This is a genomic window from Brevibacillus sp. 1238 (assembly GCF_029892995.1).
In the GTDB taxonomy this organism is placed as follows: Bacteria; Bacillota; Bacilli; order Brevibacillales; family Brevibacillaceae; genus Brevibacillus; species Brevibacillus parabrevis.
The window spans coordinates 1-24,907 of record NZ_JARXWC010000005.1 but is presented as its reverse complement, the minus strand read 5'-3'; the positions used below and the strand labels follow the sequence as shown (position 1 = coordinate 24,907).

At 51.3% G+C, this 24,907-nt stretch carries 23 protein-coding genes; 19 read left to right on the top strand and 4 right to left on the bottom strand.

Features of this window, described 5'->3' with window-relative positions; all coding sequences use genetic code 11:
- Window positions 1-10: 10 nt before the first annotated feature.
- From M2298_RS13710 to M2298_RS13695, 4 genes are all read left to right on the top strand, one after another.
- Window positions 11-1,213, top strand: coding sequence for a murein hydrolase activator EnvC family protein (locus tag M2298_RS13710; RefSeq protein WP_122966102.1), 1,203 nt, complete (start codon window positions 11-13; stop codon window positions 1,211-1,213).
- 97 nt (window positions 1,214-1,310) lie between these two features.
- Window positions 1,311-2,780 (top strand): S41 family peptidase, encoded by a 1,470-nt coding sequence (locus M2298_RS13705; protein WP_242774038.1) that lies wholly within the window; start codon window positions 1,311-1,313, stop codon window positions 2,778-2,780.
- Between the two features lie 108 nt (window positions 2,781-2,888).
- Window positions 2,889-4,157 (top strand): PDZ domain-containing protein, encoded by a 1,269-nt coding sequence (locus tag M2298_RS13700; RefSeq protein WP_280648627.1) that lies wholly within the window; start codon window positions 2,889-2,891, stop codon window positions 4,155-4,157.
- 150 nt (window positions 4,158-4,307) lie between these two features.
- Entirely contained in the window at window positions 4,308-6,014 is a 1,707-nt protein-coding gene (locus M2298_RS13695) for a hypothetical protein (RefSeq protein WP_173599940.1), read from the top strand.
- Between the two features lie 63 nt (window positions 6,015-6,077).
- Here the strand turns inward: M2298_RS13695 and M2298_RS13690 are convergent, their stop codons facing one another.
- On the bottom strand, window positions 6,078-7,010 hold the full coding sequence (locus M2298_RS13690; RefSeq protein ID WP_122966106.1) for a flagellar hook assembly protein FlgD: 933 nt from the start codon (window positions 7,008-7,010) through the stop codon (window positions 6,078-6,080).
- A 178-nt stretch (window positions 7,011-7,188) separates the two neighbouring features.
- On the opposite strand from M2298_RS13690, the gene uvrB reads away from it, so the two are divergent.
- The 4 genes from uvrB (at window position 7,189) to M2298_RS13670 (ending at window position 13,203) form a co-directional block, all read left to right on the top strand.
- A complete protein-coding gene (uvrB, locus tag M2298_RS13685) occupies window positions 7,189-9,165 on the top strand; it encodes an excinuclease ABC subunit UvrB (RefSeq protein WP_122966107.1) in 1,977 nt (658 codons plus the stop codon).
- Between the two features lie 14 nt (window positions 9,166-9,179).
- A complete protein-coding gene (gene uvrA / locus M2298_RS13680) occupies window positions 9,180-12,047 on the top strand; it encodes an excinuclease ABC subunit UvrA (protein WP_063229303.1) in 2,868 nt (955 codons plus the stop codon).
- Between the two features lie 124 nt (window positions 12,048-12,171).
- Window positions 12,172-12,801: an HD domain-containing protein gene (locus tag M2298_RS13675; protein ID WP_280648626.1), complete on the top strand. Its 630-nt coding sequence runs from the start codon at window positions 12,172-12,174 to the stop codon at window positions 12,799-12,801.
- A 33-nt stretch (window positions 12,802-12,834) separates the two neighbouring features.
- Entirely contained in the window at window positions 12,835-13,203 is a 369-nt protein-coding gene (locus M2298_RS13670; RefSeq protein WP_063229305.1) for a phage holin family protein, read from the top strand.
- A 206-nt stretch (window positions 13,204-13,409) separates the two neighbouring features.
- Here the strand turns inward: M2298_RS13670 and M2298_RS13665 are convergent, their stop codons facing one another.
- Both M2298_RS13665 and M2298_RS13660 read right to left on the bottom strand, forming a co-directional pair.
- Window positions 13,410-14,018 carry an accessory gene regulator B family protein gene (locus M2298_RS13665; RefSeq protein WP_280648625.1) on the bottom strand — a complete coding sequence of 203 codons (609 nt, stop codon included), beginning with the start codon at window positions 14,016-14,018 and terminating at the stop codon, window positions 13,410-13,412.
- Between the two features lie 14 nt (window positions 14,019-14,032).
- Window positions 14,033-15,376 carry a sensor histidine kinase gene (locus M2298_RS13660; RefSeq protein WP_122966110.1) on the bottom strand — a complete coding sequence of 448 codons (1,344 nt, stop codon included), beginning with the start codon at window positions 15,374-15,376 and terminating at the stop codon, window positions 14,033-14,035.
- A 244-nt stretch (window positions 15,377-15,620) separates the two neighbouring features.
- Between M2298_RS13660 and hprK the strand changes: the two genes are divergently transcribed.
- The 11 genes from hprK (at window position 15,621) to M2298_RS13605 (ending at window position 24,534) form a co-directional block, all read left to right on the top strand.
- Window positions 15,621-16,556, top strand: coding sequence for an HPr(Ser) kinase/phosphatase (gene hprK / locus M2298_RS13655; protein WP_063229308.1), 936 nt, complete (start codon window positions 15,621-15,623; stop codon window positions 16,554-16,556).
- A 15-nt stretch (window positions 16,557-16,571) separates the two neighbouring features.
- Entirely contained in the window at window positions 16,572-17,069 is a 498-nt protein-coding gene (locus M2298_RS13650; RefSeq protein ID WP_122966111.1) for an acyltransferase, read from the top strand.
- A 225-nt stretch (window positions 17,070-17,294) separates the two neighbouring features.
- Window positions 17,295-18,470 carry an ATP phosphoribosyltransferase regulatory subunit gene (locus M2298_RS13645; protein WP_280648624.1) on the top strand — a complete coding sequence of 392 codons (1,176 nt, stop codon included), beginning with the start codon at window positions 17,295-17,297 and terminating at the stop codon, window positions 18,468-18,470.
- 3 nt (window positions 18,471-18,473) lie between these two features.
- On the top strand, window positions 18,474-19,121 hold the full coding sequence (gene hisG, locus M2298_RS13640) for an ATP phosphoribosyltransferase (protein ID WP_063229311.1): 648 nt from the start codon (window positions 18,474-18,476) through the stop codon (window positions 19,119-19,121).
- Between the two features lie 22 nt (window positions 19,122-19,143).
- Entirely contained in the window at window positions 19,144-20,439 is a 1,296-nt protein-coding gene (gene hisD / locus M2298_RS13635) for a histidinol dehydrogenase (RefSeq protein WP_280648623.1), read from the top strand.
- Window positions 20,439-21,038, top strand: coding sequence for an imidazoleglycerol-phosphate dehydratase HisB (gene hisB / locus M2298_RS13630; protein WP_122966114.1), 600 nt, complete (start codon window positions 20,439-20,441; stop codon window positions 21,036-21,038). Before hisD ends, hisB begins: the two co-directional genes overlap by 1 nt.
- 1 nt (window position 21,039) lies before the next feature.
- Window positions 21,040-21,654, top strand: coding sequence for an imidazole glycerol phosphate synthase subunit HisH (gene hisH / locus M2298_RS13625; protein WP_122966115.1), 615 nt, complete (start codon window positions 21,040-21,042; stop codon window positions 21,652-21,654).
- Entirely contained in the window at window positions 21,651-22,400 is a 750-nt protein-coding gene (gene hisA / locus M2298_RS13620) for a 1-(5-phosphoribosyl)-5-[(5-phosphoribosylamino)methylideneamino]imidazole-4-carboxamide isomerase (protein ID WP_173596444.1), read from the top strand. Before hisH ends, hisA begins: the two co-directional genes overlap by 4 nt.
- Window positions 22,390-23,148 carry an imidazole glycerol phosphate synthase subunit HisF gene (hisF, locus tag M2298_RS13615; RefSeq protein ID WP_173596445.1) on the top strand — a complete coding sequence of 253 codons (759 nt, stop codon included), beginning with the start codon at window positions 22,390-22,392 and terminating at the stop codon, window positions 23,146-23,148. The genes hisA and hisF overlap by 11 nt, the downstream gene beginning before the upstream one ends.
- Window positions 23,145-23,795: a bifunctional phosphoribosyl-AMP cyclohydrolase/phosphoribosyl-ATP diphosphatase HisIE gene (gene hisIE / locus M2298_RS13610; protein WP_122966118.1), complete on the top strand. Its 651-nt coding sequence runs from the start codon at window positions 23,145-23,147 to the stop codon at window positions 23,793-23,795. Before hisF ends, hisIE begins: the two co-directional genes overlap by 4 nt.
- Before the next feature lie 178 nt (window positions 23,796-23,973).
- Window positions 23,974-24,534, top strand: coding sequence for a GNAT family N-acetyltransferase (locus M2298_RS13605; protein ID WP_242774050.1), 561 nt, complete (start codon window positions 23,974-23,976; stop codon window positions 24,532-24,534).
- 155 nt (window positions 24,535-24,689) lie between these two features.
- On the opposite strand, the gene M2298_RS13600 is transcribed toward M2298_RS13605, so the two are convergent.
- Window positions 24,690-24,907 (bottom strand): hypothetical protein (locus M2298_RS13600; RefSeq protein ID WP_280648622.1); only part of this gene is annotated, 218 nt, incomplete at its 5' end.

The window sequence follows — 24,907 nt, the reverse complement described above, 5'->3', positions numbered from 1 at the left end:
GAGGAGTATCATGAGAAAGAGGATGATCCTAGCAACACTCTTGATCACTGGCCTTTTGGCCGGTTCAGCGATCCCGACTAACGTGAGCTGGGCAGCCAGCAAAGCATCTTTGGACAAGATCAATCGAGAGTTGAAGGAAATACAAAAGAAGAAAAAGCAGCAGCAACAGCAAATGAAGCAAGCTGAGCAGCAAATCGGTGCCGTGCAAAAGGAGCAGCAAGATTTGCAAACACAGCTCATGACGATCGACTTGCGCCGCAATGAAACACAAAGCAAGTTGGACAAGCTGGAGCAGCAAATGAATGAAACGAAGGAAAAGGCTGCCAATGCGCAAGATGAACTGGATGAAGCAAAAGATCGGGTGGCAAAACGGGAAACCTTGTTGAAAACCCGGGTAAAATCCATGTACGAGCGCGGAAATGTCTCCTATCTGGACGTTCTTCTCGGATCGTCCGATTTCGGCGACTTCCTGACCCGCATGGAGGGTTTGCAGTTGATTCTTGAGCAGGATACGCGTATTCTAGAAGACAATATTCGCGACAAAGAAACAGTCGAGACAAAAAAGAAAGAGATCGAGCACCAGCTGACTGTTTATGCAGGGATGCTTGACGAGGCGGAAGCACTCAAAGCCGAACTGGACAAGCAGTACAAGCACAGTCTCGTGGTCAAGGCTGAACTGAAGAAGAAAGAAGCTGCTCTGGAAGAAGACCTGGAGCAGTATGGACAGCAGTTGATCGAGTTCACGAAGCAAGAATCCGCCAAGTACGCGGAGCGTGTGCGGGCGATGAGCGCATCTAGCACGGGTTACAAGGGCGGCAAGCTGGCCTTGCCGGTTGCAGACGGACAATTTCGCTTCAGCTCGGGCTTCGGGGTGCGAACCGACCCGTTTACAGGACGTTCAGCTGGGCATAATGGTGTAGACATGGCAGCTCATAAAGGAACGACGATCATGGCTGCGGCTGACGGTGTCGTAATTTATGCCGGGTATTACAATGGTTTTGGCAATACGGTCATGATCAGGCACAGCGCTGATCTGGTCACTCTCTACGGACACATTCGCGAGGGCGGAATCAAAGTGTCTACGGGACAGTCTGTATCGAGAGGCCAGAAGATCGCAGAAGTCGGCTCCACAGGCCGATCTACCGGAAATCACGTTCATTTTACCGTCTACAAAAATGACGTTGCTGTCAACCCAATGCCGTACCTGAAATAGTCATGCAGCGGGCAGCCAGACAAATATTGCTAACGGGGAATGCATACACTAGCAGCATATCTTTTTGCCGGTAGCACAAAGGATGGTGACGTGAGTAGTGAGATGGAAAGGACGTACTGTATTAGCGCTTGTGCTCATTTCGATGGTAGCCAGCAGCTTTTTGACCATAGCGCTGATGAAGACTTCAGCCAGCGCGAACGCAACACAGAGTGGCGCCTTGACGGCTTCTACCAGCACAGTGTTTTCGGGAAGCTCGGAATATCCGCAGGAGTTCAAAAAGCTGTACGAAGCTTTTACAGCGATTAAAAAAGATTACATTCAAACCGTCACCAACGATCAGTTGGTAGAAGGCGCAATCGGCGGCATGGTTGGGGCTTTGGAAGATCCGTACAGCGATTACATGGACCCGAAATCGGCCGAAGAGTTTACCTCTACACTGCATTCGACCTTCCAGGGAATCGGGACAGAGGTAACGATGCAAAATGGACGGGTTACCGTCGTCTCGCCATTCAAAGGCTCTCCGGCTGAACGGGCAGGTCTCAGACCAAACGACCAGATTTTGAGCGTCAACGGCGAATCGCTGGAGGGTCTGGATTTGCACCAGGCCGTGACGAAAATTCGCGGGCCAAAAGGTACGAAGGCAGTACTGAAAGTCGTTCGGGCAGGCGTAGCGGAACCGCTGAACATCGTGTGCATCCGTGACGATATTCCGATCGAGACAGTGAACAGCCAAATCCTTGAGAAAAACGGCGTGAAGGTTGGCGTGATCGCCATTACCCAATTCTCGACGGAGACAGCGAAACACTTCAAAGATCAATTGGCTTCCCTGGAGAAAAAGGGGATTGGCGGACTCGTCATTGACGTGCGCGGCAATCCGGGCGGTTACTTGCTCGCAGTCAAGGAAATCGGCGAAGTGCTCGTGCCGAAAAAAGGAGTCATCGTCGCTATTGAATACGGTACTGGCGGACAGCAAAAAGAAGAGTATCGTTCTACGACAGATGCGGCCAAACCGTATCCAATCACTGTCCTGATCAACGGGGGCAGCGCAAGTGCCTCGGAGATTTTGGCGGGCGCGATGCGCGACAGCGGACACTACAAGCTGGTCGGTGAAAAGAGCTTCGGCAAAGGAACTGTCCAAAGCACGATGGAAATGACAGACAAGAGCCAGTTGAAGCTGACTATCGCCAAATGGGTTACGCCAAGCGGCGAATGGATTCACAAAAAAGGGATCGAACCGGACTTCAAAGTCGCGCAGCCTGAGTATTTCAATGCGACGCAACTGCCAGCGGACAAGGAGCTTGCCAAGGACATGGCGGGCAACGACGTGAAGAATCTGCAACTGATCCTGACCGGACTGAATTTGTCGCCAGGTCGTGATGACGGCTACTTCGATGAGAAGACGGAGCAGGCAATCAAGCAGTTCCAAACCGCGAAGAAGCTTCCTGTAACCGGGAAAGTGGACGCTGCCACGCGCAGTCAACTGGAAGACAGCTTGCGCGAGACCATGCGCAAACCGGAGAATGACCTGCAATTGCAAAAGGCTCTGGACGTTGTCAGCGGCAAGTAATGAAAATAACAAGAATATGGAAGCAGGGAATCCCCTTGTTTCCGTAGAAATGATAACCACGGCAAATCACATGTCGTGGTTTTCTTTTTTCTATTTGAGGTGAGGCATTTGGCGATTCAGGCAGATATGCTTTCCATTGCATATGGCTTTGCCGCGTTTTTTCTCAACCCTGTCTTTTACCTGTTTCTCGGCTTCATTTACTTGCACTATCGCAGGCAAATGAACCTGGAAAGGCAGCTGTTTGCCGCACGCATGCAAACACCGCTCCTTTCGACAATCCGGGCGGCAGGCATGGGCGTAGTAGGGGGACTTTGCATCTCTCTTCTCGCCGCAGGACTGGGAGTAGTTGTACAGGCGCAAGATTTATGGATTTTATGGGGATTGGCTCTGCTGTTGGCGCTGATTCGTTTACGTTTTCTTTGCTTCGCGTATGCCGCAGGCTTGCTCGCGATTTTGCACACAATTGCCCAAGTAGCTCCGGGGCTGAAAGACGTCGAGGTCATCGGTCCTGTCTGGACAATGTTGCTGCAAGCCAAGCCAGTGCCGGTGCTTGCTTTGGTGGCGATCATGCATTTGATTGAAGCGATGCTCGTCCGCTGGAACGGAGGCAGAGATGCTTCTCCGCTGTTTGTCGAAGGGCAGCGCGGGCGCATTGTCGGTGCGTATTTGTTGCATTCTTTCTGGCTGACTCCGCTTGCCCTGTTTGTTCAGGTCGAGCCGGGAACGATCAGCGGCACTTTGTATCCGGGCTGGCCGTTTTTTTCGGGTGAGCTTGCTTCCTTTGGCTTGTTGCTGTTGCCTACGGTCACCGGTTTTTCCGATATGACCCAAACGATGACACCACGCAGCAAGGCAAAGCAAATTTCCAAAAGCCTTATCTGGTACGCTATCGGGCTTTTGGCGCTTTGCGCCTTGTCGGTGTTGTTCATGCCGCTTGTTCTGCTCGCCGCTTTGTTCGCGTTATTCGGACACGAAGCGTTATTTTTCTGGAGTCAGCTAAAAGAGCGGCAGCGGTCACCGTATTTCATCCAATCCTCGCGAGGCATCAAGGTGATGGGAGTCATTCCGGGCACGCGGGCGGAAGAAATCGGGATTGCTCCAGGGGAGATCATCGTCAAAGTGAACGGCATTCCTGTGCGGGATAAGACGGATTTGTATCCGGCCTTGCAAGCCAACTCGGCTTTTTGCAAAATGGAAGTGCTCACGCGCGATGGAGAGCTGAAGTTCGTGCAGTGTGCAGTCTACGCTGGCAACCATCATCAGTTGGGCATTATCGTAGTGCCGGATGCAACCACTCGCGTATTTGTCGATTTGAAACGCTCCAGCGTAGTTGAGCTGATCAAGCAAAAGCTTGAAAAACTGAATGTAGGCGCTTGAGCAAAGGGGAAGAGAAGGTGTGCGACAGATGTTGCACGCCTTTTTTTCATAAAAGGGACGGATTCGATAAAAATTTTTTTCTTGATATGTTTGTCTATTCAGAAACTTATGCGGAACTGGAACGTCTTAATGTACGAGGAAAAAAGGGGAGTGAGACATTTGTCCGAAATCAAAAAAACGGTCCTGTGTGTCTTGACTGGAGCATTAGCCGCGACAAGTCTGATCGTGGTGCCACTTGCGGGAGCCAGCACTAGCCCTGACAAGGCGGCTGCGTCAGGAGCAGTAGCGCGTGCCCAGGAAGTTGTTGCTGTCCCTGTTCCTGTAACAAAAGGGATTCAAACACTGGTTCGCCTTTTGCCTGAACTGTCTGCACGGCACGTTGTGTACGTTGGGGATGTGGATGGTCCCGGAGTCAGTGGAGCAAAGGTTTCTTTTGCGCTTTCCGCTGCTGAGGCAAACAAGGCAGTCGACGGAGCCATTTTTGATTCGGCCACAGGTAATTTGCTCAAACTCGAACTTGCTCCCAAAGCGGCTACGAAGCCGGCTTTTCCTACCGAGCAGCAGGCGAAGGCTCGGGCGCAGGCGTTTGTCGCGGGCTTGGCTGCATCAGGCAGCACGTATCAGGCCAGAGAAGTGACGAACGCAGGCGGCAAACTCACGGTCAGACTCGTCCGCAAAGTAAACAATGTAGCGTTGGACGACGCCTACGACAACTTTGTCAGCTTTGACGCAGCGGGACGGATCATCGCGTTTGAAACATTTGACGGACGCTTGTACGAAAAAATAAATCCTGCGACGCTTCCTTCCGCGCAACGCGTCTTGTCTCCTGCACAAGCTCTGACGCAATGGAAGGCGAGCCGACCGCTGGAGCTGGTCTATTTGTTGCCGGAGCAGGACCAGCCAAACCGGACGGAAGCGAAGCTTGCCTATATCGTTAAAGGCGGCATCATTGCGAATGAACATACAGGAAGCGCAGTGGATGCCGCGAGCGGTAAAAAGTTGGCCGCACCTGACAAATTGCCGCAAATTTTAAATGTAACCGGTACAGGAGAAAAATGGACGGCCCAAACGGAGAAAGAGGCACGCAACTTGCTGCGCATCCTGTTCAAACTGGAAACGGCAAGATTGCCGATGACCATTTTGGAGGAGAAACACGACAACGGTGAGGCTGTGCGCTATTTTATCTGGGGCCACTTCCAAAAGGACGCAACTGACCAGGACAAGAAATACCAAATCGGCCAGTTCCCAGAGGGCGTCAGTAAGGCTGAGGGGCAGCACATCATGCTCGTAACAGATGCCAAGACGGGACAGATGCAGCAGTTTATTTACAGACAGGCGAATGAACCAGGGGCTGCTGCCAAAACCGACAAAAACCGCGATCGCAAAACAGTGGAAATGCTGTTGAAGCGGCTTGTTCTTTCCGGCAGCAACCAGCTGCGAGTGACGGATATCGGCGACGAGAAGTACACCTCGCTGGCTCTTGATCCACTGCTGGGAAATGTCCCGGTCTACCGAATCGGACAGAGTGAAGAAGCTGGCATGTATACGGTCAAAGTAAATTCATGGACGGGCAAAATCGAAGAAGTCAGCATAAACCGTCCGGAAAACGTGGTGTACCCTGCAAGCTCCAAGGCGATCAAGGAGCAGGCTGCCATGGATCGGTTGCTCGGCGTATTGCCGCTTGAACTGAACTACATTCACCAGCGGGATGCGCAGACGAATGCGATTACCTTTAAACTGGGCTACGACCTGTCTTTCCGGCAAACTCGCTCGCACTGCTTCTGCGGAGCAAATGCCAAGATTGACACGACGGTGTATGTTGATGCTTTGACGGGGCAGACCATTATCAAAGAATAAGCAAAAATAAGAAGCCGCCTTCTTTCTGCGTTACAGAAGAGGCGGCTTTTGTGTGTAACTAGACTAGGCGCTCGCTTCAAATCCGGTGATTTGATTCAGCGCAATTTTTTTGTCATCAGCCAAGACGAACTCTACGATGCCGTTTTTCATGCTGACAGCCTTGATGACGCCATTCAGGCTGTTGTTTGAGCTTGAACCGTCCGTGTTGGTTTGGCTTTCTGTGTAAGTGACGTTGAAACCGATCATTTGTGCATATTGCAACGAGTTGCTCATGGCATTGTTTTCCGGCTTCACGCTCATGCCGACGACCTGATCGAGCTTGACCGTCTGACCGTTGTTCAGCGAGAACTGAGTGATTCCGTCTTTTGTTGTGAACCCGGTGATGACGGCGTTGGCGATTTCGTCGACTTTTGTGATGTCGTCCGTAGTAGCCGGGTTTCCGTCTTTGTCTATTTCTTTGGTCGTTTTGTACGAAACGTCTTTGCCGATCATATTCATGAACTTGAGACTGCTGTCCAGCGCATTCCCCGTCATGCCTTGCGACTCCAGTCCTTTGATGTCTGCAAGCGGAATCGGGTTAGTCTCTCCAGTAATGCGGAAGTATATTTTGCCCTTGTCCATGTAGACGGCTTCCAGCACGCCTTCTTTTGTTTGAGTCGCAGTTTCTCCCGTCACTTCGTCTTTGGTCGTGAGGGAGTAGGTTGCGGTGCGACCGGTCAGCGCTTCGTATTTTTCCAGCGTCAGCATGCTGTTGTTGGATTGCTCCATCAAGGTGGACATCTTTTTCATTTGCTCCACCATGGTCATCATGCTCGTTTGCTGAATGAACTGCGAGTTATCCATCGGGGATGTAGGGTCCTGATGCTTCAACTGTTCCAGCAAAAGTTTCATGAACGCATTGTTATCCAGCTCTGCCGAGAACTCTTTTTTGCCCTGGTAGCTCATGTGTGGCTGTATATAAGGATTATTTTTAACGGTGGTTCCGATATCTGACATGTCGATCCTCCCTGAAGGTGGCGAGTCTAACCGTACATACTTGTGCACTACTACTTATTATCGGTATAATCTGTCGAAGGATGAAGACAAACATTTGTTCGAATTTCTGGCTTATCAGAGCTTAAATTGTGTTATAATGGAAATAGAACAGTCTTGCAACGAGGAGATGAACGAGGGAATGGAGCGTTTTGAATTGGTATCGGAGTATCAACCGTCCGGTGACCAGCCGACCGCTATCGCCGAACTGGTGGCAGGCATCCAGGCAGGCAAGCGGCACCAGACACTGCTCGGTGCAACAGGTACGGGAAAGACGTTTACGGCTGCCCAAGTAATTGCCCAGGTGAACAAGCCGACGCTGGTGATGGCGCACAACAAGACACTGGCTGCCCAGCTTTGCGCAGAGTTCAAGGAGTTTTTCCCGAATAACGCGGTGGAATACTTCGTCAGCTACTACGACTACTATCAGCCAGAAGCATACATTCCCCAATCGGATACATTTATTGAAAAAGACTCCAGCATCAACGACGAGATCGACAAGCTGCGTCACTCGGCGACCAGTGCGTTGTTTGAGCGGAGGGACGTCATCATTGTCGCTTCTGTCTCTTGTATTTACGGTTTGGGTTCGCCTGAAGAGTACAAGGAACTGTTGCTGTCGCTGCGAGTGGGGATGGAAAAAGGCCGAGACGAGATTTTGCATCGCCTGGTCGACATTCAGTACACGCGCAATGATATCAACTTCACACGCGGGACCTTCCGGGTTCGTGGAGACGTCGTGGAGATTTTTCCCGCGTCGCAGAGCGAACAGGCTATTCGTGTGGAGTTTTTCGGGGACGAAATTGAGCGGATTACCTCTATCGATGTGTTGACCGGAGAGATTTTGGGACAGCGCGACCACGTAGCCATTTTCCCTGCTTCTCACTATGTCACCCGCGAAGAAAAAATGAAGCTGGCCGTTCAAAGCATCGAAGTGGAGCTGGAAGAGCGATTGGCCGAGCTTAAAGCGGCGGGAAAGCTGCTGGAAGCGCAGCGACTGGAACAGCGCACGCGCTACGATGTCGAAATGATGTTGGAGATGGGCTTTTGCTCCGGGATTGAAAACTACTCGCGACATTTGACAGGGCTGCCAGCAGGGCACGCTCCGTACACTTTGATGGACTACTTTCCGGAGGACTACCTTTTGCTGATCGACGAGTCGCACATGACTTTGCCGCAAGTGCGGGGGATGTACAACGGCGACCAGGCGCGCAAAAACGTCCTGGTTGAGCACGGATTCCGCCTGCCGTCTGCGAAGGACAACCGGCCGCTGCAATTCCAGGAGTTTGAGGAAAAGGTCAACCAGGCTATCTACATTTCTGCAACACCCGGCCCGTACGAGCTGGAGCATTGCCCGGAAGTGGTGCAGCAAGTCATCCGTCCAACAGGGCTGATCGATCCGACGATCTCGGTTCGCCCGATCAAAGGACAGATTGACGATCTCATCGGGGAAATCCAGGCGACGATTGCCAAAAACGAGCGCGTACTGGTCACGACTCTGACGAAAAAAATGTCCGAGGACTTGACGGACTACCTCAAGGAAATCGGAATCAAGGTACGCTATCTGCACTCCGACATCAAGACGATCGAACGGATGCAAATTTTGCGTTCCTTGCGTTTGGGCGAATTTGACGTGCTGATCGGGATCAACCTGCTGCGGGAAGGCTTGGACTTGCCGGAAGTATCGCTTGTGGCGATTTTGGATGCCGATAAAGAAGGCTTCCTGCGCAACGAGCGTTCGCTGATTCAGACGATCGGCCGGGCAGCCCGTAACGCTGAGGGGCGCGTCATCATGTACGCCGACAAAATGACAGATTCGATGAACTCCGCGATTCGCGAGACAGAGCGCAGGCGCGCCATTCAGATTGCTTACAACGAGAAACACGGAATTACGCCGCAAACGGTGAAAAAGGCCGTGCGCGAAGTGATCGAGGCGACCAAGGTGGCAGAGGAAAAAGCAGACTATTTGCCACATGCGGACTTCAAGAAGATGCCGAAGAAGGATCGACTGGCTGTTATCGAGCGTATGGAAGAAGAAATGAAGGAAGCAGCGCGCAACTTGATGTTCGAACGTGCGGCCGAACTGCGTGATTTGATTTTGGAACTGAAGGCGGAACTCTAAGGAGAGGTACTTTCATGCCATTGGAACATATTGTCGTCAAGGGCGCTCGTGCCCACAATCTGAAAAATATTGATGTAGTGATCCCGCGGGACAAATTCGTCGTTTTGACGGGTTTGTCCGGTTCGGGGAAGTCCTCGCTTGCTTTTGACACGATTTATGCAGAGGGACAACGCCGTTATGTCGAGTCCCTGTCTGCTTATGCCCGCCAGTTTCTCGGGCAGATGGACAAGCCGGATGTCGATTCGATCGAAGGGCTGTCTCCTGCGATCTCCATCGATCAGAAGACAACGAGCCGCAACCCGCGCTCTACGGTTGGTACGGTCACGGAGATTTACGACTACTTGCGCCTGTTGTATGCGCGTGTCGGCCGGGCGATTTGTCCCGAACACGGCATCGAGATTCAATCCCAGACGATTGAACAGATGGTCGATCGCCTGATGGAGTATCCGGAGCGCACCAAAATGCAAATTCTCGCTCCGATGGTTCAGGGGCGCAAAGGCGAGCACGTCAAGCTGTTGGAAGATATCCGCAAGCAAGGCTTTGTTCGCGTGCGCGTAAATGGCGAGATTACCGATTTGTCCGAGGACATCAAGCTGGAGAAAAACAAGAAGCACAACATTGAGGTTGTGGTGGACCGCGTTGTCGTGAAGCCGGATGTGCAGTCCCGCCTGGCGGACTCCCTGGAAACGGCCTTGCGTCTGGCAGATGGCAAGGTCATCGTCGACGTGATGGAACAAGAGGAGCTGTTGTTCAGCGAGAAGCACGCTTGCCCGATTTGCGGATTTTCCATTGGCGAGCTGGAGCCGCGGATTTTCTCCTTTAACAGCCCGTTCGGTGCGTGCTCGGAGTGCGACGGGTTGGGAGTAAAGCTGGAAGTAGACCCGGATATGGTTGTTCCAGATGCCACCAAGACGTTGCACGAAGGGGCGATCGGCGCATGGGAGCCGAAGTCGTCGACGTATTACCAGCAGTTGTTGGAATCGGCTTGCCGCCACTTCCATATTCGCATGGATATCCCGTACGAGGAGCTGACTCCTGAGCAGGTGCAGATTTTGATGTACGGCAGCGAAGGAGAGAAAATCCAGTTCCGTTATGAAAATGAGTTCGGGCAAGTGCGGGAAGCAGTCGTGCCATTCGAGGGCGTCGTGCCCAACCTGCAAAGGCGTCATCTGGAGACCAGCTCCGACTACATTCGCGAGCAAATCGAAGGCTTCATGAGCCAAAAGCCTTGTCCTGTCTGCAAAGGGCATCGCTTGCGCCAGGAGAGCCTCGCTGTGAAGATCGGCGAGCGCAGCATTTCGGAGCTGACGACTTTGTCTATTCTCGATGCCCATCAGTTCGTTGACGGACTGGAGCTGACGGAGCGGGAAGCGAAGATCGCCAATCTGATCGTGAAAGAAATCAAGGCACGGCTTAACTTTTTGATTGATGTCGGACTGGATTATCTCACCTTGAGCCGGGCGGCAGGGACTTTGTCCGGGGGAGAGGCGCAGCGGATCAGGCTTGCTACCCAGATCGGCTCCAGCTTGATGGGCGTCCTCTACATTCTCGATGAGCCGAGCATTGGTCTGCATCAGCGGGACAACGCCCGCCTGATCAAAACGTTGGAGCATATGACTAAGCTGGGGAACACGCTGATCGTCGTCGAGCACGACGAAGATACGATGATGGCTTGCGATTATATTATCGATATCGGTCCGGGAGCAGGCATCCACGGCGGTCAAGTAGTGTCTGCCGGCACGCCGGAAGAAGTGATGAAAGATGAAAACTCGCTGACAGGCGCTTATTTGAGTGGCAGAAAGTTCATTCCTGTTCCGCTGGAGCGCAGAAAGCCATCTGACAAATGGGTGAAGATCGAAGGCGCGAAGGAAAACAACCTGAAAAACGTTACGGCCAAATTTCCACTGGGGCTGTTCGTTGCTGTGACAGGGGTATCAGGCTCCGGGAAAAGTACGCTCATCAATGAGATTTTGCAAAAGGTGCTGTCGCGCGATCTGAACGGCGCCAAAGTAAAACCGGGCGAACACCGCCGAATCGTCGGGCTGGAGCATTTGGACAAAGTAATCGACATCGACCAATCGCCGATTGGCCGGACGCCGCGCTCCAATCCGGCGACGTATACGGGTGTTTTTGATGACATTCGCGATTTGTTTGCCTCGACGAACGAAGCCAAGGTGCGTGGTTACAAAAAGGGCCGTTTCAGCTTCAACGTCAAAGGCGGCCGTTGCGAGGCGTGCAGCGGCGACGGGATTATCAAAATCGAGATGCACTTTTTGCCGGACGTGTACGTGCCTTGCGAAGTGTGCCACGGCAAGCGCTACAACCGGGAGACTCTCGATGTGAAATACAAAGGCAAGAGCATCGCAGACGTCTTGGAGATGACGATTGAGGATGCGGTTGAGTTTTTCCGCAACCTGCCGAAGATCGAGCGCAAGCTGCAAACGATCGTGGATGTAGGTCTTGGCTACATGAAGCTTGGACAGCCTGCGACGACTCTCTCCGGTGGCGAAGCGCAGCGTGTCAAGCTCGCATCCGAGCTGTATCGCCGCAGCACTGGGCGTACGCTGTACATCTTGGACGAACCGACGACAGGGTTGCACACAGACGATATTGATCGTCTGTTGAAGGTGTTGCAGCGTCTGGTGGAAAATGGCGATACGGTACTGGTCATCGAGCACAACCTGGACGTCATCAAGACAGTTGACTACATCGTCGATCTGGGGCCAGAGGGCGGTACGCGCGGCGGTCAGATCGTCGGCTCGGGTACTCCGGAAGAAGTGGCGAAGCTGGAAGGCTCGTATACCGGAACATACCTCAAGCCGATTTTGGAAAGAGACAAAGCGAGAACGATTGCCAAGCTGGAACAGCTGGTGTCGAAGTAAACCAAAGACTGCCTCTCTGATTGTTCAGGGGGGCGTCTTTTGCTGTTTAAAAAAGAAAACGAGTGACTGGCAACTGGCACATGGTCGTGCGGTAATGCAAGGGCGAGACGGAGGAGGAGAAGCTATGGATTACGCAAAGCAAGCGATAGCTGCGCTTCCGGCCGATTTGGTTCAGGAGGCCGAGCGCTGTTTTGACGGGCAGGACCCGGCTCATGACTGGCAGCATAATCTGCGCGTCATGGCGATGTGCGAGCGGATTGGCTGCGAGGAAGGGGCGGACATGCAGGTATTGCGGCTGGCAGCGTTGCTGCACGATGTCGGAAGGGCACAAGAGCGTGCAACCGGCGAATGCCATGCCGAGATCAGCGCAAGAGCAGCAGGAGCATGGCTGCAAGAGCGGGGAATGGAGCAAGCAGAGATCAAGCGAGTGCAGTCGGCTATATTGGCTCATCGCTTTCGCAAAGACCGTCCTCCGGCATCGTTGGAGGAGAAAATTTTGTTTGATGCAGATAAACTCGATTCAATAGGCGCTATTGGAGTCGCCAGAGTTTTTGCTTATACTGGTGTTATTGGAGGTCCTATCCAATCCGACGACGAGGAGCAGCATACTCCGGCAAAAGAATACGAATGGAAGCTGAGACACATCAAAGACAGGCTGTACACGCAAACAGCCCGGCAAATTGCCGAGGAGCGTCACGAGTTCATGGTTCGATTTTTTGAGCGCTGGGACTTGGAAGGAAAAGGGCTCTTGTAGACATTGGTGACGCCAGCCAAAGGAGGAATGAGAATGATCCGTTGGATAATCAAAATGCTACTGAACGGCGCGGCCTTGCTTCTGATCAGCAAATGGTTTACGTCTATCTATGTTGCCAATTTCACCGTGGCCTTGTGGGCCATTCTGATTTTGGGTGTCGTGAACACGTTGATCCGCCCCGTTTTGACGTTTTTCACCTTGCCGCTGACGATCTTGACGATGGGGCTGTTCTGGTTCGTCATCAACGCCCTGACGTTTGCTTTGACAGCCTACTTCATCGACGGTTTCGAGGTAGGACCGTGGCCCGACAACATCGGCATCGTGATGGTAGCCGCTGCGCTGATGAGTATTTTCGGCTGGCTGATTGAAATGGTCGTCGGCATGAAAAAAGAGAAAAGGTAGCAAGCATCAAAAAACCCGCGTGCTCGTTGAGGAGTGCGCGGGTTTGTTAGTGGAAGCGGGTTATGTCTGATGTTTTGAGCTTTCTTCTCTCATGTGCGGGGGAAGTGGTTCGTAAAGGAAGCCAGCTTTTAAAACCCCTGCAATATTCAAAGCAGAAATGGCTCCAAAGAAACTACAAAAAGCTGAAAGAATTTTCTTCAATGGTATCATCCTCTCGAAAAAGATTTTTCTAGGAAAGATACAAGATGAAATGAAAAGGGGGTAAGAAGAAGAGACTGATATAAAACTGCTAGTATGTAAATCATAGGTAGCTTGTAGGAATATTGTACCAATATAATTGACAGAAAACAACTCATAAGGATGATGATTATGACGATTCTTCGAAGCTTTTCTCGAACTTTGCTATCTTCGTTTATGTAGGCACGTTTTGCAGGGCCATATAAATAATTGATCACAAGGGCTATTAAGGTCGATGCAAGTATCATAAGCATTAAGAGAGAATCGGAAACAACGGGGGAGTAATTGATAATGGCACCACCTGAGATCATAAGCACAATCGTGGCGGCTAAACATGACCACGGGTTTTTTAGGTGTACTCCGCCCGTTAGTAATCGGAACAAAAAGAATAGACACAGCAGAGGAAAAACTTCCCCCGTTAAACCGAATCCAGCCGATATGAGAAGAATGACGAAAAGATTGAGAGTATTAAGCAAGAAGAGTTCAATTCCATGTGCCAATTGCTCCACTGTGTAAGGAGAGTCGCTCGTTTTAATGAAATGGGCAATTCTTTCGGATATCCGCTGTGTCCAAGTCATTATGTTGCCTCCTGTTATCGATTGGCAAAAGTAATGCGAAAACTGGTGATACCATCGACGGAACTGACTTTTATTTTGCCGTTGTAACGCTCTGCAACATTTTTTACGATGGCGAGACCAAGTCCACCTTCACCATTCTTTTTCGTGGTATACCCAACTTGGAAAATCTCTTGCAATTGATTTTCAGGAATTGTTGGTCCACTATTCTCGATATACAGGTAATGCTCGTCCTCTGTTTGTCCCCATTCAAAAAGGATATAACGATTTTCTTCTAGCTCATACGAGGTGGCACGAATTGCATTATCAAGCAGGTTACCTAAAATCTTGACAAGATCGTACGTTTTGTATTGAGAGAACTGAGTAATTTCTTTTATTTCTAGTGTGAGCGAGATTCTCTCAACCAGACAGACCACCATTTTGGATTGCAGTAAAGAGGCAACAGCCGGATTTTTGATTTGCTCCAATACTTGAACACTGGAGTCAGCTGATCTTTCAATCAGGACGGTTTCTTTTAGCAACTGTTCTACGTATTCTTTGGCGTAGCTATGTAAGTCTTTCTTCAAAAAGCCATTGATTGCTGTGTAATGATTTAAAGAGTCATGCTTCATGGAGCGAACAGCGGTAAAAAGATCATGAATGCTGTTTAAATAAGGTGTTCCGGTTTCTTCTTCCACTCGGTTAATCGTTAAATTGAGATAAATCCTGAATAAGACAACAATGACAATAAACAAAGCTAGAATGGCTAGTTGAATAAACATTTGGAACTGTGGTGTATAGATTGCAAATAGTGATGAATTATTTTCTCTTAGGAAAAAGGAGGTATTCATGAACAATATAAGCAAGAACTCGATGCTTCCCAGTAGAATCAGCAGAAGCAAATACCGATTTAAGCGATTTTGTCTGAAGAGCTGATGGATATCGAACTTATTGACACGTAACACAACGGCTATAGTCAGGAACATACCCAAGTAAAATATGCGAGCAAAGACAGTCAGCATAGTGGTAGACAAAATCTCTTCTAAAAAATATTGCTGACTGTTGAAAATGGCGAGAATGATCGATTCGGTGAGAATCATGACGCCAAGATCAACTGTCCCCATAAAAACTGCTTTAAGAGTATTAAATCGGTAGATGGTGAGGAAAAGCAAAGTTGCAGTAAGAAACATCAATATTACTTTTGGCTGATACGGCACCTCCAACAAAGCAAGCAGTTCACCAGTCACGGCAAACAACAGGCTAAAGAGAATAGCTTGTTTTTTCTTCTCAAACACCGACAGGTTGAAAAAAGCTAAACTAATCGTCAGTAGCAAGAAGGCTTCGGGTAGGTCTACGAGTAAGAAACGGAGTAAAAAGTCCAAGTTGTTGCCTCCTCTTTTTGTCCGACATTCGGAAAAACAGTCTATATATGAACTGTAACTCGGATTTTGCCTGATACCAACCTCATTTTCTATCTTATGAAATAACAAGAAAAATGTAAATGATACGACAAATTGATCCGATAGACACGAGGACTTGCCTGGCAAAGGTTGTCGGAGGCAAGACGGTTTCGATACAATAGAAGAACTACCGGGGACGGTTATCCCAGACAAGGGGGAAGCTTTGATGCGAAGGACAAATGTAAGCCACATTGTGGATCATTTCAATATGACGATTTTGAGTGGCGAGGAAGGGCTGGGACGCGAGATTACAGTGACGGATTTGAGCCGTCCCGGATTGCAGTTGGCTGGCTACTACTCCTATTACGCGGAAGAGCGGATTCAGCTGTTTGGCTTGACGGAAATCAACTTTTTCCAAACGTTGAACCGAGATGAACGACTGGAGCGGATGAACTTTTTGATGCAAGGGCAGACGCCATGTTTTTGCGTCACCCGCAACCAGCCTGTACCTGAGGAAATGATCGAGGCGTCGAACAACTGGGGCGTGCCTGTACTTCAATCCCCTCTGGCTACGACTACGCTTGTCGGCAAAATGACCAACTTTCTGGAGAATCGCCTCGCGCCTACTACCACGATTCACGGGGTGCTCACAGACATTTACGGCGTCGGGGTTCTGATTATGGGGTCGAGCGGAATCGGGAAAAGCGAAGCGGCTCTGGAGCTGGTCAAGCGCGGGCATCGCCTGGTTGCAGACGACGCTGTCGAGATTCGCCAGACGCAAGGTGGTCAGCTTAGCGGCAGCGCCCCCGAACTGATTCAGCATTTGCTTGAAATTCGCGGGGTGGGGATCATCAACGTGATGACCATGTTCGGAGCAGGTGCGGTCCGCAATGTGAAAAATATTGAAATGGTGGTTCAACTGGAGCTGTGGGAGCCACACAAAATGTACGAACGTCTGGGGCTGGACGAAGAAACGTTGAAGATCATGGACACGGAAATTCCGATCATTACCGTTCCAGTGCGCCCAGGACGAAATCTGGCTGTCATTATCGAAGTGGCGGCGATGAACTTCCGCTTGAAGCGGATGGGCTACAATGCGGCGATGCACTTCTCGCGCAAGCAGTCCAACGCGATTTTGGAAGATGCCGATTCGGACTTGTAGGACGAGGAGCAGCGCATGAGAAAGACAACACGTTATCCGGTCCAGGGAGCGAACCCTCTCTGGCAAATGTATCGCACGGTCAGCTTTTGGAAAGTCATGAAAAACTTCATTGTCATCCAGCTTGCCCGCTATACGCCTTTTCCGGCCTGGAAAAACTGGATGTACCGTACTTTTTTGCGCATGGAGGTCGGGCATGAGACTGCCGTGGCGTTGATGGTCATGATGGATACGATGTTTCCGGAGTTGATCAAAATCGGCAAGAACAGTGTGATTGGCTACAATACGACCATCCTCGCTCATGAGTATCTGGTCGAGGAATACCGCTTGGGCGAAGTAATCATCGGCGACAGAGTGTTGATTGGAGCCAATACGACTATCTTGCCAGGCGTGACGATTGGGGACGGAGCGATCGTAGCAGCAGGAACCGTGGTACATAAAGACGTAGCGCCGGGGGCTTTTGTCGGCGGCAATCCGATGCAAGTGATCCGCGCCGGAGGGCTTGCGGACCATTAGGGAGTAGGGTTGTTCGTCAGCGAGTAGAAGAATTAGGTAGAAAAGGGAGTCCGTTGATTGGCGGGCTTCTTTTCTATTTTTATGTAGCGCAAGATCATGGTAAAGAATTTTTCGACTATTCTTATCTCTGTTGACCTTAAACGGAGCTTCGTGGTAATCTTCTTCATAACACTTTAGTTTGTTACCATATTAGCATAGTAAAGCGAATGGGTGGAGGGAATGACGATGGCGAAGCCGTTGGGATTTGAAAAACCGCTGGGGATGCGGGACATATTACCGGAATCACTGGCGAAACAACGGCATTTGGAGCGGTCGTTGCGACATTGTATCGAGCGTTGGGGATACGAGGAAATCTCCACGCCTTCTCTGGAGTATTACGATACGGTCGGGACGGCGAGCGCAACATTGACGGACCGAATGTTCCGGCTTTTGGATAAACAGGGGCATACCGTTGTGCTTCGGCCGGATATGACTACGCCAATCGCTCGCGTTGTTTCTTCTTTATATAAGGATGTGCCGCTGCCGATCCGGCTGTTTTACCAGGCCAATGTATTTCGGGCGCAGGAAAAGGAAGCTGGCCGGAATGCGGAGTTTTTTCAAACGGGAATTGAGCTGATCGGGGATGGCTCAGTTGATGCGGATGCCGAGGCCATCGCGCTTGCTGTATTTTGTCTGCGTGCGGCAGGGGTAGAGACGTTCCGCATTGCCATCGGACACGTTGATTTTGTTGACGGGCTTTTGGAGGATGTGATTGCCGATGAGGACACGCGCCAGCAATTCCGCCAGTTTTTGTACGAACGCGATTTTGTTGGTTTTCGCCAATTGCTGGAGACGATCGGGATTGATTCCGAAGCGCAGAAACGGCTGGATGCCTTGCTTCGTTTGCGCGGCGGAAAAGGCAAGATTGCCGAGGCGAGAGCCTTAGCAGGGGATGGAAAAGCGGGGCTGGCGGTAGAAACGATTGCTTCGCTGTGGGACTCACTGGAAGCTTACGGCGTCACCGAAGATTTGCTGTTGGACTTCAATTTGATTATCAATCTGAATTACTACACGGGTGTCGTGTTTGAAGGATACGCAGCCGATCTCGGCTCTCCGCTGTTGGGTGGCGGCCGTTATGATCAGCTTTTGGCGCAATTCGGACGTTCCGCTCCTGCCACCGGATTTGCGATCAAAATGGATCGGCTTTTGACCGTTACTCCCTCTGTAAAAGGGGAAACTACCGAACGAATTTTGCTGCTGTATACGGAAAAACGGCGTCAGGAAGCGCTGGCAAAGGCACAGCAACTGAGGGCGGAAGGAGTCGTGGTTATCACGAGACTCGTTGGCGGCAGGGCAGAGATCGCGGCAGAAAATGGTCAAGGATACAGCAGGGTGATTTGCATGACGGAACAGGAGGATTAGCAGATGGCGTTTTTCGCAAATGAGCAAAAGCTGACGATTGCCATGCCCAAGGGGCGGATTTTTGAAGAGGCTGTGCACTTTTTGCAGCAAGCTGGGCTGGAAGTAACGGCTGAGTTGCAGGACTCGCGCAAGCTGGTCATTCCGGTGGAAAATGCCAGTCTTGAGTTCATCCTGGCAAAACCTGCCGATGTCCCGACATACGTGGAGTACGGAGTTGCTGATGTGGGTGTAGTCGGCAAGGATGTTTTGCTCGAAGAAGAACGGGATGTGTACGAGCTGCTGGATTTGCAGATTGGCTACTGTCGCATGATGGTGGCAGGATTGCCCGATTGGAAGCCGACCGACTCGCCGCGAGTAGCGACGAAATACCCGAAGATTGCTTCTCGTTATTTTCGCGAGCAAGGGCAGCAGGTCGAAGTTATCAAGCTGAATGGCTCGGTTGAGCTGGCTCCGATGATCGGACTGGCTGACCGCATCGTGGATATTGTCTCTACGGGGCGGACGCTCAAGGAAAATGGCTTGGTGGAGCTGGAGCATATTTGCGAGATTACGACAAGGCTGATTGCCAATCGAGCGAGCTATCGGATGAAAAGTGAAGCGGTCGATGACATCGCCGGAAAATTTCTTGAGGTCATTCCAGGCAGAAAATAGAGACGGGGAGAGGAGAGCGACCATGCGAATTATGGCAGCCAGCGAGTTTGACGGGAAGCGGTCAGTGGAGTCGGGTACGAGAGAACAGCAAGAAGCTGTCAGAGCCATTTTGACGGATGTTCGGGAGCGCAAAGATGAAGCATTGCGGGAGTATACAGAGAGATTTGACCGCGTGCGATTGGAACAGTTTCGGGTGACGGAGGCGGAATTTGCCGAAGCGAACGGGCAAGTATCTGCACAGGTCAAAGCTGCACTGGAGGAAGCGGCAGAGAACATCCGCGATTATCATAGTCGTCAGGTGCGCCAGTCGTGGTTTGTGACAAAAGAAAGCGGCACGATGCTGGGGCAGCTGGTTCGTCCATTGCAGCGGGCGGGACTGTATGTGCCAGGGGGCACGGCAGCCTATCCTTCCAGTGTGCTGATGAATGCGATTCCGGCAAAAATTGCGGGCGTTCCGGAAGTAGTGATTACAACGCCTCCCGGAGCGGACGGCAAAGTAAATCCGGCGATTCTCGTCGCAGCGCAAATTGCGGGGGTAACGGAAATATACAAAGTGGGCGGAGCGCAAGCCATTGCGGCACTCACCTATGGAACGGAGCAAATCAGGGCGGTAGACAAGATCGTCGGACCGGGAAATATTTTTGTCGCTCTGGCAAAGCGGGAAGTGTTTGGTCTGGTCAGTATCGACATGGTGGCAGGACCGAGCGAGATTGCCGTATTGGCTGACGAAACGGCCAATACGCGTTATGTAGCTGCGGATTTGCTGTCGCAGGCTGAGCACGATCCGATGTCTGCTGCCATCCTGGTCACTGCGTCGCAGGAGTTGGCCGAGCAGGTAGCTGTTGAGGTAGAACGGCAGTTGGCGGATTTGCCCCGCCATGCGATCGCCGCGGCAGCCATTCGCGACTACGGAGCCATTTTGCTTGTCAAGGATTTGGACGAAGGGTTTGCGGTCATCAACCAGATCGCTCCCGAACATTTGGAGATCATGATTGCCGAGCCATTCGCACAGCTTGGGAAGGTACAAAATGCCGGGGCTATTTTTCTCGGCCCGTACAGCTCGGAGCCTGTCGGGGATTATTTTGCCGGAACGAATCACGTCATTCCGACCAATGGCACTGCGCGTTTTTCCTCTCCTCTGTCAGTGGATGACTTTATTAAAAAGTCCAGTGTCATTTCCTACAGCAAGCATGATTTGCGAAAAAACGGACAAAAGATCGTTACCCTGGCTGAACAGGAAGGGTTGGCAGGACATGGGCGCGCCATAGCGGAAAGGCTGCGCGACTTTGAACGCGAAGAGCAGGAGTGTGACAAATGATGAGTGAACGTACGCTGCGTACAGCAGAAATAGAGCGCAACACAAATGAGACGCAAATCGCCCTTTCCTTTGGGGTGGATGGTTCCGGGGAAAGCAGTCAGGCTTCAGGCGTACCCTTTTTGGATCACATGCTTGACTTGTTCACGCGTCACGGGCATTTCGATCTGGCGGTAAAAGCAAAAGGGGATATCGAGATCGACTATCACCACACGGTGGAGGATATCGGCATTTGTCTCGGACATTGCATCCGCGAGGCGTTGGGGGACAAAAAAGGAATCAAACGGTACGGCAACGCTTTTGTTCCGATGGATGACGCGCTGGCCCAAGTGGTGATCGACATTAGCAATCGGCCGCATCTGGAGTATCGGGCTGCCTATCCGACGAACATGGTTGGGCAGTTTCCGACTGAGCTTGTGCACGAGTTTTTATGGAAGCTGGCGCTTGAAGCGCGGATCAACTTGCACGTGATTTTGCATTACGGCCACAATACGCACCATATGATCGAAGCCATTTTCAAAGCGCTCGGCCGCGCTCTGGACGAAGCGACGACGATCGATCCGCGTGTCAAAGGGGTCCCGTCTACCAAAGGGGTTTTGTAGCATGATTGGCATCATCGACTATGGCATGGGCAACTTGTACAGCTTGAGCAAGGCTCTGGAGCGGCTCGGTTATTCGTACGAATTTGTGTCCGCCCCTGAGCGTTTGCAGGAGTATAGCGGGTTGATTTTGCCCGGAGTAGGGGCTTTTGGCGACGCTATTGCGAACATCAGAGAGCTGGGGCTGGATCAAGCCATCCGTTCGTACGCGGCTACAAACAGGCCGATTTTGGGCATCTGTCTGGGGATGCAGCTCTTGTTCGACAAAAGCGAGGAGCATGGGGAAAATACCGGGCTTGGCTTGATTGGCGGAGAAGCAGTCCGCTTCCAAGGGGATTACAAGGTGCCGCACATGGGCTGGAATCAGTTGCGTCTGCACCGCGAGCATCCGCTTTTGGCGGGAGTTGCAGAAGGCGATTATGTCTACTTTGTCCACTCTTATCATGTGAAGTGCAAACCAGAGGCGCTGCTTTCGACGAGCGACTACTATCAGGATGTGACAGCGATTGTGGCGCAGGGCGAAGTGTACGGGATGCAGTTCCACCCGGAAAAAAGCGGCGAGACCGGAATGCGGCTGCTGCGCAATTTTGCCGTTCAATGCGAGGGGGTTTTGGCGTGAGTTTTATCATTTATCCAGCTATTGATATTCGCGGTGGAAAATGCGTGCGGTTGTTTCAAGGAGATTATGCAAAGGAAACGGTGTACGCCGATTCTCCGCTTGCCATGGCAAAGCGTTGGGTGGATCAGGGAGCATCCTGGGTACATCTCGTTGATCTGGACGGCGCCAAGGAAGGGAAGCCGGTCAACGCTGCGATCATCAAGGAAATTGCCCGTACGATTTCCGTACCTGTGCAAGTCGGCGGCGGCATCCGCACGGAAGAGCAGATCAAGGACTACCTTGAAGCAGGTGTGGCGAGGGTGATCGTCGGTACGGCGGCGATTGAAGACGAGCCTTTTACCAAGCGGATTTTGCAAGTTTATGGCGACCAAATCGCCATCGGGCTGGACTGCCGCAACGGCATGGTGGCGACGCGGGGGTGGCTGGAGACGACTGACGTGTCAGCGACTGAGCTGGCCAAGCGGCTCGTCACGTATGGCGCGGAAACGTTCATTTATACAGATATCGCCCGTGACGGTACGATGACAGGGCCGAATGTCGCGGAAATTGCTGCACTTGCGCAAGCGACAGGCAAGTCGGTGATCGCATCGGGAGGAGTAAGCCAGCTTGACGATCTTCTGGTGTTGGCCCAGCACGCAGCCGACGGTGTTTCCGGGGCGATTGTCGGAAAAGCGCTCTACACGGACGCTTTTACATTGGAAGAAGCGCTTGGTCGGATGGAGGGACGTGAAAGCAATGTTGGCTAAACGAATCATCCCTTGTCTCGACGTAAAAGACGGTCGTGTCGTAAAAGGGGTTCAGTTTGTAGGGCTGCGCGACGCCGGAGATCCGGTCGAACTGGCGAAAAAATACAGCGGGGAGCGGGCGGACGAGCTTGTTTTTCTCGATATTTCCGCTTCCCACGAAGGGCGCAAGACAATGGTGGACGTCATCGAGCGGACGGCAGCGAATATTACGATTCCTTTTACCGTTGGCGGCGGGATCAACAGCGTGGAGGACATGAAGCGGATTTTGCGGGCGGGTGCGGATAAAATCTCGTTGAATACGGCTGCGGTGCTTCGACCGGAGCTGGTTCGCGAAGGGGCGAGTGTGTTCGGTTCCCAGTGCATCGTGGTTGCGATCGACGCCAGAGCGGTGGGAGAAGGGCGTTGGGACGTGTATACGCACGGCGGGCGCAATTCTGCGGGAAAAGATGTCATCAGCTGGGCGCAGGAAGCAGAAGCGTTGGGAGCTGGCGAAATTCTTTTGACCAGCATGGATGATGATGGCGAGAAGAAAGGCTTTGGAATTGAATTGACCAAGCAAGTCTCGGAAGCGGTAAACATTCCGGTGATTGCCTCTGGGGGAGCGGGGTCGAAGGAACATTTTTACGATGTGCTGACAGCGGGGAAGGCCGATGCTGCTTTGGCAGCTTCGATTTTCCACTATGATGAGACATCGATTCAATCGGTGAAAGAGTATCTCCAGACAAAAGGAGTTGTCGTGCGGCCATGACAGTAGAACTTGCACTTGCAGCGCAGAAGTTGCGGTTTGACGAAAACGGATTGATTCCTGTCATTGTTCAAGATGCACAGAGCAAGGCTGTTTTGACGCTTGCCTATATGAATGAGGAGTCGTTTTTGCGGTCGGTGGAGACGAAAGAAACGTGGTTTTGGAGCCGATCCAGGCAAGAGCTGTGGCATAAGGGAGCGACGTCGGGAAATACCCAGCGGATTGTTTCCATGCAGGTGGATTGCGACAGCGACGCGCTCGTCGTGCAAGTAGTGCCGAATGGTCCGGCTTGTCATACCGGGGCCTACAGCTGTTTTTCCGGAGAGCTTTTGGCAGGAGAAAAGGAGCTTGAAAAGGGAGAAGCAGGCGAGCGGTTTGCGATTCTGGGCGAATTGGAGGAATTGATCGCGAAGCGTGAAGCGGAGCGGCCGGAAGGTTCGTATACGACTTACTTGTTTGAAAAAGGCGTCGACAAAATCTTGAAAAAGGTAGGGGAAGAGGCAGCGGAGGTCATTATTGCGGCCAAAAATCGCAGCCACGAGGAATTGCGCTACGAAGCTTCCGACCTGCTTTTTCACTTGCTTGTCTTGTTGCGGGAACAGAAGCTGCCTTTGGATGATGTGCTTGCTGAGTTGCGGGGCAGGCGTTAAGCGTTCCAGGCGCTCACCTGAGTTTGTTTGGAAGCCACTCTATGTACAGTAGGGTGGTTTTTTGTTAAGATTCCAATATCTGACTTTCGAAAGGTGTGATGTCTTATGAAGACAACAAGCGTCAAGCATGAACGACTTGGTAACGAAAACAATCACCGATTGAAAGGCAGGGAACGATTTGATCAAAGGAAATGTAGTGGAACTGCGCCCGGTAGCGGCGGAGGATATGGAGAGAATGTATCTGTGGCGCAATGACGAAGAGGCAGCAACATTGGCCGCCGGAACGTCTATGGCGGTGTACAGCAATGTCTCGCTTGATACGCTGCGGGCTTTGTATGAGGAAAGCGTGAGAACGTCTCGTTTGGATGATAAATGGAATCGGTTCGCTTTTTCGATTTACACGCTTGAAGGTGTTCACATTGGCAATTGTGACTATCGCAATGTCAATCCGGTCACGCGGACAGCGACGATTGGCATCGCGATTTTGGCAAAAGAGTATTGGAGCAAAGGGTACGGGACAGATACGTTGAAGACTTTGCTTCGCTTTCTGTTTTTGCGGTTGAATCTGAATCGTGTGCAACTCGATACGTGGAGCGGCAATACCCGGGCGATTCGCGCTTATGAGAAATGCGGGTTTGTTGTTGAAGGACGGCTTCGCCAGAACGAGTACGTGAATGGGCAGTATTACGATACGATTATGATGGGAATTTTACGCGAAGAGTTCGCTTTGAGCCATTAGGTGCAAAGGAGCTGTTAGCCGCTGTATGTAGCGGAAACAGCTCTTTTTTGTTTGGAGAATGCAGCGATTAGCAAGGCTCTATTGCGGGCATTGATTGCACAGGAAGAAAAAAACTTTGAAATTTACTATTGATTTCATTTTTTATATGTGATAGATTATTCCTTGTCGCCAAGAACGACGACAAAAAACGAGAAAAGATAACAACTTTCGATAAAAAAGTTCTTGACTCGCAAATGACGAACGTGATAAGATGTAAAACGTTCGACAAAAAATGCTCTTTGAAAACTGAACAGCGAAAGCGTTGATGAGTCTATCATTAAATGATTTGCCAGCTTTGAACCAGTAACAAACTTTATTGGAGAGTTTGATCCTG

Bases quoted from the DNA above. Each gene is read 5' to 3' on its own strand.
- M2298_RS13710 (WP_122966102.1), top strand. From the start codon at position 11: ATGAGAAAGAGGATGATCCTAGCAACACTCTTGATCACTGGCCTTTTG.
- M2298_RS13690 (WP_122966106.1), bottom strand. From the start codon at position 7,010: ATGTCAGATATCGGAACCACCGTTAAAAATAATCCTTATATACAGCCA.
- uvrB (WP_122966107.1), top strand. From the start codon at position 7,189: ATGGAGCGTTTTGAATTGGTATCGGAGTATCAACCGTCCGGTGACCAG.
- uvrA (WP_063229303.1), top strand. From the start codon at position 9,180: ATGCCATTGGAACATATTGTCGTCAAGGGCGCTCGTGCCCACAATCTG.
- M2298_RS13675 (WP_280648626.1), top strand. From the start codon at position 12,172: ATGGATTACGCAAAGCAAGCGATAGCTGCGCTTCCGGCCGATTTGGTT.
- M2298_RS13670 (WP_063229305.1), top strand. From the start codon at position 12,835: ATGATCCGTTGGATAATCAAAATGCTACTGAACGGCGCGGCCTTGCTT.
- M2298_RS13665 (WP_280648625.1), bottom strand. From the start codon at position 14,018: ATGACTTGGACACAGCGGATATCCGAAAGAATTGCCCATTTCATTAAA.
- hprK (WP_063229308.1), top strand. From the start codon at position 15,621: ATGCGAAGGACAAATGTAAGCCACATTGTGGATCATTTCAATATGACG.
- M2298_RS13650 (WP_122966111.1), top strand. From the start codon at position 16,572: ATGAGAAAGACAACACGTTATCCGGTCCAGGGAGCGAACCCTCTCTGG.
- M2298_RS13645 (WP_280648624.1), top strand. From the start codon at position 17,295: ATGGCGAAGCCGTTGGGATTTGAAAAACCGCTGGGGATGCGGGACATA.
- hisG (WP_063229311.1), top strand. From the start codon at position 18,474: ATGGCGTTTTTCGCAAATGAGCAAAAGCTGACGATTGCCATGCCCAAG.
- hisD (WP_280648623.1), top strand. From the start codon at position 19,144: ATGCGAATTATGGCAGCCAGCGAGTTTGACGGGAAGCGGTCAGTGGAG.
- hisB (WP_122966114.1), top strand. From the start codon at position 20,439: ATGAGTGAACGTACGCTGCGTACAGCAGAAATAGAGCGCAACACAAAT.
- hisH (WP_122966115.1), top strand. From the start codon at position 21,040: ATGATTGGCATCATCGACTATGGCATGGGCAACTTGTACAGCTTGAGC.
- hisF (WP_173596445.1), top strand. From the start codon at position 22,390: ATGTTGGCTAAACGAATCATCCCTTGTCTCGACGTAAAAGACGGTCGT.
- hisIE (WP_122966118.1), top strand. From the start codon at position 23,145: ATGACAGTAGAACTTGCACTTGCAGCGCAGAAGTTGCGGTTTGACGAA.